The sequence below is a fragment of the Nostoc sp. DedQUE02 genome, from assembly GCF_034531035.1.
GTDB lineage: Bacteria > Cyanobacteriota > Cyanobacteriia > Cyanobacteriales > Nostocaceae > Nostoc.
In genome coordinates, this window is sequence record NZ_JAVRBY020000004.1 from 283,501 (window position 1) to 291,088 (window position 7,588).

Genomic DNA, 7,588 nt, shown 5'->3' on the forward strand with positions numbered 1-7,588 from the left:
GTAGATAACATGGCATTTTGGTTTCTGTTTATTCTCCTGCTGGGGCTAGCTACTTATTTTATGGTGCAGCACAGCGTCGCTCACATCACCCGAACACCAGTATGGTTGTTGTGGCTGGTTTTAATGACACCAGCATTTCTGTTGAGTGGATGGACGCTAATCTATGGGGCGAAACAACCTCCGCCGCCGGCGTTGATCATCTGGTCGATATTTGTCTGCACAGTGTTGTACTGGACGTTGTTTCACTGGGGGCGTCAAGTACCAAGAGATACACAGACGCAAGCCCAAACCCAAGCCCCAGAATCACAGCCGACTATCCAGCCTACCCCAGAACCAATAGTGCGTCCTATTGAACCAACGGAAGAAACCTTACTGCGGAATTGTTTTCCTTGGTCTGTATATTACGTTCAAAATATTGAGTATCGACCCCAATCTGTAATTTGCCGTGGTCAGTTGCGAACTAAAGCTAGCAATGCTTACCAGCAGATTAAGACTAATATTGAAGCACAATTTGGTGATCGCTTCTTGCTAATCTTTCAAGAGGGGTTAAATGACAAACCTTTCTTTGTCTTGGTTCCCAATGTTCAAGCTGCTAAAGAGAAAAATACACCACGACGCGACCAGGAACGCTTAACTCGTCCAGGATTAGCGCTTCTACTACTAGTAGCTACTTTACTAACTACTACCTTGGTTGGTGTGGAAATTGCTGGTGTTACTCTGCCGCCGATATGGAATATTGGCTCTTTGTTCTCACTTCTATCTAACCCAAATGTTTTATTCAAAGGATTACCTTATGCTTTAGGACTAATGACTATTTTGGGCATTCATGAACTTGGGCATTATTTGACAGCGAGATTTTACAAGATTCGCTCGACGTTGCCTTACTTTATACCCGTGCCTTTCTTCTTGGGAACTTTTGGCGCATTTATTCAGATGCGTAGTCCCATTCCCAACCGCAAAGCTTTATTTGATATTAGTATCGCTGGGCCACTTGCAGGTTTTGTTGTTACCTTGCCATTACTAATATGGGGCTTGGCTCATTCTGATATAGTTTCCCTGACTGAAAAAACCCGACTTTTGAATCCTGATGCCCTCAATCCCAAGTATTCAATTTTACTGGCGTTACTCTCGAAGTTAGCTTTGGGAAGTCAGTTAACAGCAAAATCAGCCCTCGACTTGCATCCAGTTGCAGTAGCAGGTTTTTTGGGACTAATTGTCACAGCATTAAATTTAATGCCTGTGGGACAACTAGATGGAGGTCACATTGTCCATGCAATGTTTGGACAACGAACTGCGCTCATAATTGGTCAAATTGCTCGTGTATTGTTGCTATTACTGGCTTTAGTACGAGAAGAATTTTTGGTGTGGGCGATTATCTTATTATTTATGCCGTTGATTGATGAACCTGCGCTGAATGATGTTACTGAATTGGATAACAAACGTGACGTTTTGGGGTTACTGGCAATGGCTTTGTTGATTGTAATTATTTTGCCACTACCGCAAGCGATCGCTAACTTTTTGCAAATTTAAAAAAGCAGAATTCAGGAGTCAGAATTCAGGAGTCAGAATTCGGGAGTAAAACAGGCTTTATACCTGGCTTTGAGGCGAATCTTTGTGTACTTCACTTTCTGGAAAATTGGCTGTATCAGCGATCGCGATCGTTTCTTTTTGCAGCCCATAGATTTGTCTATGAGGTTTTCTGTTTGTCTTCTTCCATGACATTCTCAAGCCTTATCGTTTTGCTAATTCTGGAGTCCGCCCCTTCAAACCAATCATCAATTTCAGCATAAATACTTTTAATACAGGTACTCGCTGCAAAAACCATAAACCCAAGCGACGAACTACCACTACAGGGAAGAAATTATTAGAAAACATCCGATCTAACAAATCGGTGAAACCTAAAATTGTCAGATTCTCTAGCTTGCGCCAGCGTTCATAACTTTTGAGAATCTGAATGTCACCAATATCTTTACCCGCTTTGTGGGCTGCTTGAATTACTTGCGCCAAAGCTGCTGCATCCCGAATGCCCAAATTTAAACCTTGTCCGCCGACGGGATGGCAATTGTGTGCCGCATCACCAATTAATGCTAGTCGCGGGAGAACGTAGCGATCGCTTTGCATAAGTTGTACCTGAAAAACAAAGCGATCGCCTAGTAATTCCAGTTTCCCCATCTGATCGCCATAGCGGCGGCTGAGTTCTGCCAAAAATTGCTCGTCATTTAAAGCACACAAAGCTTTTGCTTCTTCATGAGGGGCAGTCCAGACAATGCGGCAACGGTTCCCCGGTAAAGGTAAAATTGCAAAGGGGCCGCTAGACCAAAATCTTTCGTAAGCGGTGTTCTTGTGGGGCTTTTCTGGTTTGACAAAGGCGACGATGCAAGATTGCCAATATTTCCAGCCAGAGGTTTTGATTCCAGCCGCTTGCCGAATTGGCGATCGCGATCCATCTGCTGCTACAACTAATTTGCTGCGAACTGTCTTTAGTTGATCGGCAATTTTAATATCGATGGCGACTATACGCTGCTGGTATTGCGTATTTACCACTTCCGCCGGACACAAATAAGTCACATTGGGGCAATTTTGGACAAAATTTTGCAACGGCTGCAACAGTGCTTGGTGTTCCGCCACATAACCCAACTCTGGGGTATTTATATCATCTGTGGTAAATTCCACCACATCGGGATGATCGGCATCCGAAAGACGGACTCGGCAATATTTGGCGATTTGCGGCAACATTTTGTCCCAAACGCCAATTCCTTGATAAATTAGCGACGAAAGCTGATGAACTGCATAAGCTTGTCCCTTGGCTACCGCCGCAGATGCTACTTTCGCCTCAATTAGCAAGACACTCAAACCAGAATCTTTTAAAGCAGAGGCTAGAGTTAACCCAATAATCCCACCGCCGACAATTACCAAATCATATTCATATCCCCGCTCATTTGGCGGTGTTAATTGAGGGGAAATTTGCTCAAGCTGCGTTATGGTCATTGTTAAGTTAGATTACAGCGTCTTAACTCTTATTTTGACGCGATCGCGCCATCTTGAGCAAGTTAACAATTCAAAATTTTATCCATAAGCAAGGTTTAATGCCTGTTTTACTTCTGACTCCTGAATTATTTGCTGACTCGATAAATTGGTCTAACCTGACGATAAGTATTAAGTAAGCTAAGAAATTTCTGACCATCAAAATTTATCGGGTCAACTTTTTTACCAGAACGGTCTACTAAATGGTGCGTAGTAATGCGATGATCTGGAACTTGACTTTGAGCAATTAACCAAGCAAGAGAATGATATTGAGCTTCCGTGTAGCCGCTATGGGTTTGTTCGCTGCTAGCGTCATAACTATCTGGCGGTGTTTCTAAAGAAACGTGATAAGCAAAATTATTCACCGACGCAGGCAAATTCGGATTAGTCTGTACAGTTTCCACTCCCTGTGGAGTCTCAAATACTGAGTTAGCTGCACCAAAAGCCCGCTTTTCTGGGGGTACTAGATAAACTACCGTTCCATCTAACTTGATTAAAGCGTGGTAACTTGCTTGTACACTTTCATCAGTATGGGCTACTTGAAAAAAATTAATGGCGCTAGAAGCTGAATAACCAGTTTCATGGAGGACAATAATTGGTTGATTGTTGACAAAAACGCCGTTAACATCTTGGGTATATCGTTCTCCATAGTTACTTGGGTCTACTGAAGCAACTTGATAACTCGGTCTGTACTGTGCAAAAGCTTGAGTGGTTATGTACCTTGCTACAGGCTGGTTAGTTTTGACTGGGGGCTTGATAACATTTTGAAATTTCTTCTCTGGCTCTTTCGCTGATTGAAATTGGGCTTGGGGATATTGAGTGAAAGCTGTAACCTGTGGATTGGCTGCACGGGATATTGTCGGATTGTTGTGTAATTTTGTAGCTCGTCCAATTAGCAGCACTACAATTAAACTGGCAAACATCAGCCAGATTAGTAGCACCCTAGTCACCCAGTCTGTAAACTTCATTTTTCTAATACCCGTAAAACCGTAGATATTAATTTATAGCTAAACTGGCGTGTCAGTTGTAGAGGCGCACTTCCGTAAACCCCTACCGCTTATAGTATCCAAATAATAATCGCTATAATACCTTAATTCTAGTCAAATATACGTTGCTAGTATATGTTGAATGCTAAGTAATTGTTTTAAATGCTTCCTCTGTCTATGGAGCTATTTAAATGCTCTTAAAACCATTGCTACTGCTTGAATAGTTGATGAATTGTGTCTCTACAATTCAAAAGCGCAATCTCAAATCTAAAAGGGTTAGCGTTTATACTCTGCTGCGTGGTGTTCGCATAGCCACAGGTAATGTCCCTCTGGAGTCAAGACGTTCTTTAATCCACCCCAGTGTTGCTGGGGATCTTTTTCATCTAAAAGTTGACGTAAGGCACGTAAAGCCGCACCATCGGCGTGTTCTGGATCTAAATCTTCACCTATAGCAATTTTGTCTGCTAATTCTAAATCTTCAAATTCTTTGAGTTCGGGTAATTTTGCTGCTACCTCTTTAAATAGTTCTAAGTCATTTTTGAATAGCGTTTCATATTCTTTGGGATCTACGACACCCAGCCAAGGGCCAATTATCGGTGCGGCATATTTTAAGACTTTGAATAAGTTACCAATATAAGGTGCAGTTACTCTCAACCATTTGGCAGGTTCATTTATTTCATATAAACCGCCTTCTTGGGTGGGATGCCAACAACCCGGTGCTTGGCAATAGAGTTGTAAATCTAATTTCTGTCCAGTTAGATTCTTTTGCCAAGCTTTACCGCCATGTGGACGCAGGATAAAGACATTGGGACAGTGAGAATCAATTTTTGCTTGTTCGCGGCGGAATGTATTGGTAAATCCCCGTTGCGTCAGTTCTAGGAGGTTTTTAAATTCATTGAGAATTACTGTTTGTCCATCCACAACTGTGTCAACAACTGTTTTTTCTAACTGGTCAATGCGTTCTAACACTGCATTTTGAGTATTCCAGTTTAAGCCATATAAGAGTTCTGGCACTGATACATCTTCCATCGCTTCTGGGCATTCAATTTTTCCTTTCTTTTTTTCCCAACGTTGCGATAGTTGTTTATAGTCAAATTCGTGAGTGCATGGTTGACCATTATGACCAAGACATGGAATTGTGCGTTGAATGTTTAATCCGGGAAACCTGGCGAGAGTGAGTTCGATGCCATCTCGAAGCAGAACAAAGAAATTCAGAGGGTTAGGGCCTCGCACTGTTAATTTAATATAGCGATCGCTTTTAACAGCTTCCACTAATGCTAAATGTTGTTGCTCATAAGCAAATAAGACACCGTTACGCCAATGAGTGTTAGTTGTGAAGCGGTGCTGACGCGCAATAAACCAAGTGGGAATACCCGCAGGAATAGTATTGAGTTTAAATTTCATCGAAATTTCATTGCATTTTCCTGCTTGTTTAATTTGCTGCCATTTCTGTTCATAATTAGGCGGGTCGAAGGGCAAACGTTCCACAACCAGGCTGAGATCCCGATTTTCGGGAATACGATAGGAAAGGTCAAAACGCTCCATGAGGCGCAAGAAGTGATCCCGCATGGATGGCTCTAAGTCTCGCCAAAGTTGATTCATTTCCTGACGGGTGAAAATGCCAAAACGGTTGATTACGTCTTCGCTTTCCAGCACTTTACTAATATATTCAGTTACCCACTGGGGCTTGAGAATAACGGTATCGTTAAGTTCTTCATTGTCTTGAAAGTAAAGAATTTCACCTAATTCATGCAGCCATCGTGCTAGCACTTTCTGGCTGATGTCAGCAACTTTGAACTCATCCATAATGTTCCACAATTGCTGTGGTGTAATGTATTTTTGTGACTTAGAGCGGATGGCATTGGCAGCATTCAACCAGGCAGTAGGCCAGATTTCACCCATCAAGGGCAACCTGACGACTACTTTTGCTATTGCCTGTCTTATATCTTCAATCCCCAAGCTAACTTTAGAGCTAATTTTACAGTGTTCGACAATCTGGGGATACTTGTGACGTAACTCGGTTAGGGGAAGATCAGCGTCGCGTTCGTCAATGTGGGTGGCGACAAGTAAAATTGGAGATTGCGGGGCAAGGGCTGTGATGGTATCTAGCCAGTAGTAAAGTTTACCCTGCTCAAATCCCAGTCGGGTATTCCAGGCTAGCAAGAATAGAGAGCGGTTAGTAAGGAAGAATTGATGGGTAGCATGATAGATTTCCTGTCCGCCAAAGTCCCAAGTGTTCAGTAACATAGTGACATCTGCTTGCGTAGGATGGGTTAATTTAAGGGATTTAATTTCAATGCCGTGGGTGGTGGATTCATTAATGTCGAACTCTTCACCGTGTAATGCTCTCAACAAGGAAGTTTTACCAACGCCCCCTTCACCAACGACTAGCAACTTAGAAATCCATTGCCGTTGGCTACTGTTCAACTGCTTCTGGAGATAGACTAAAATCGCCTGTGTTCCTTGCGCGACAATCTCAGGCGGCGGTGACTGTGTATTATTAGAGAGGGATAGCTCCGCCAGATTGGAGAGTTGGCTGAATTCTGGGGGCAGGTTGCTTAATTGATTGTTATGGAGAAATAGTAACTTCAGGTTGGAAAGTTGGCAGATTTCTGACGGCAGGCTGCTCAGTTGATTGTTATGAAGAGATAGCTCCGTTAAGTTGAACAGTTGGGTAAATTCTGGTGGCAGGTTGCTTAATTGATTGTTATGGATAAATAGCAACTTCAGATTGGAGAGTTGGCAGATTTCTGACGGCAGGCTGCTAAGTTGATTGTAAGAAAGCGATAGCCATGTCAAGTTGGAGAGTTGTTTAAATTCTGGCGGCAAACTGCTTAGTTGATTGTTAGCAAGAGATAACTCTGTCAAGTTAGTGAGTTGGCAGATTTCTGGCGGCAGGCTGCTAAGTTGATTTTTAGAAAGGTTTAGCCTTTTTAAGTTAGTGAGTTGGCAGATTTCTGGCGGTAAACTACTTAATTGATTGCTAGAGAGGTTTAGCTCTGTTGCCTTTTTCTTAGCAGCTTGTTCAATAATTTGCAGCAGTTCTTCGTTTGTCACCTACAAACCTCACCAACTCTGTAGCGATATTTACTAAAGTAGTATATCGCAACTAAGCATTAGAGAATGGATTAGTATGTTCATGTGCATAAAAGCGGCTGTCATGTTTAAATTAGCGGGGTGCGTAGGCATAGCCCGTCGTAGACATCGCTACCCTTGCAATAACATTCACTTATTTACGAGTATAAAAGACTCATTAATGGAGTTCAGAGGCTCATTAATGGAGCTAAAAAGCTCGTCGGAGAATATAAAAGGTTCATTCACGAATATAAAAGGTTCGTTCACGAATATAAAAGGTTCGTTAACGGAGCTAAAAGACTCATTCACGAATATAAAAGGTTCATTCACGAATATAAAAGGTTCGTTAACGGAGCTAAAAGACTCATTCACGAATATAAAAGGTTCGTTAACGGAGTTCAAAGGGTGCGCTACGCTTTCGCGCTAAGAGGTTGTTTGAAAAGTGGTTGGCTGTGATTTTAGGCACTTATTGATCCCCCCAACCCCCCGATAAATTGGGGGGC

5 protein-coding genes are annotated in these 7,588 nt (G+C 42.4%); 1 reads left to right on the forward strand and 4 read right to left on the reverse strand.

The genetic code is table 11. The features are described 5' to 3' along the window. Window positions 1–9 precede the first annotated feature (9 nt). Window positions 10–1,530, forward strand: a complete 1,521-nt coding sequence (locus tag RMX98_RS06610) for a site-2 protease family protein (RefSeq protein ID WP_409881246.1) — start codon at window positions 10–12, stop codon at window positions 1,528–1,530. A 57-nt stretch (window positions 1,531–1,587) separates the two neighbouring features. Here the strand turns inward: RMX98_RS06610 and RMX98_RS06615 are convergent, their stop codons facing one another. From RMX98_RS06615 to RMX98_RS06630, 4 genes are all read right to left on the reverse strand, one after another. After that, window positions 1,588–1,722 carry a hypothetical protein gene (locus tag RMX98_RS06615; RefSeq protein ID WP_409881229.1) on the reverse strand — a complete coding sequence of 45 codons (135 nt, stop codon included), beginning with the start codon at window positions 1,720–1,722 and terminating at the stop codon, window positions 1,588–1,590. A 9-nt stretch (window positions 1,723–1,731) separates the two neighbouring features. Beyond that, on the reverse strand, window positions 1,732–2,988 hold the full coding sequence (locus RMX98_RS06620) for an FAD-dependent hydroxylase (protein ID WP_409881231.1): 1,257 nt from the start codon (window positions 2,986–2,988) through the stop codon (window positions 1,732–1,734). Window positions 2,989–3,113: 125 nt separating this feature from the next. Next, window positions 3,114–3,992 carry an N-acetylmuramoyl-L-alanine amidase gene (locus RMX98_RS06625; protein WP_409881232.1) on the reverse strand — a complete coding sequence of 293 codons (879 nt, stop codon included), beginning with the start codon at window positions 3,990–3,992 and terminating at the stop codon, window positions 3,114–3,116. Window positions 3,993–4,286: 294 nt separating this feature from the next. Beyond that, a complete protein-coding gene (locus RMX98_RS06630; protein WP_409881234.1) occupies window positions 4,287–7,067 on the reverse strand; it encodes a COR domain-containing protein in 2,781 nt (926 codons plus the stop codon). Window positions 7,068–7,588: the final 521 nt, after the last annotated feature.

Bases quoted from the DNA above. Each gene is read 5' to 3' on its own strand.
- RMX98_RS06620 (WP_409881231.1), bottom strand. From the start codon at position 2,988: ATGACCATAACGCAGCTTGAGCAAATTTCCCCTCAATTAACACCGCCA.
- RMX98_RS06625 (WP_409881232.1), bottom strand. From the start codon at position 3,992: ATGAAGTTTACAGACTGGGTGACTAGGGTGCTACTAATCTGGCTGATG.
- RMX98_RS06610 (WP_409881246.1), top strand. From the start codon at position 10: ATGGCATTTTGGTTTCTGTTTATTCTCCTGCTGGGGCTAGCTACTTAT.
- RMX98_RS06615 (WP_409881229.1), bottom strand. From the start codon at position 1,722: ATGTCATGGAAGAAGACAAACAGAAAACCTCATAGACAAATCTATGGG.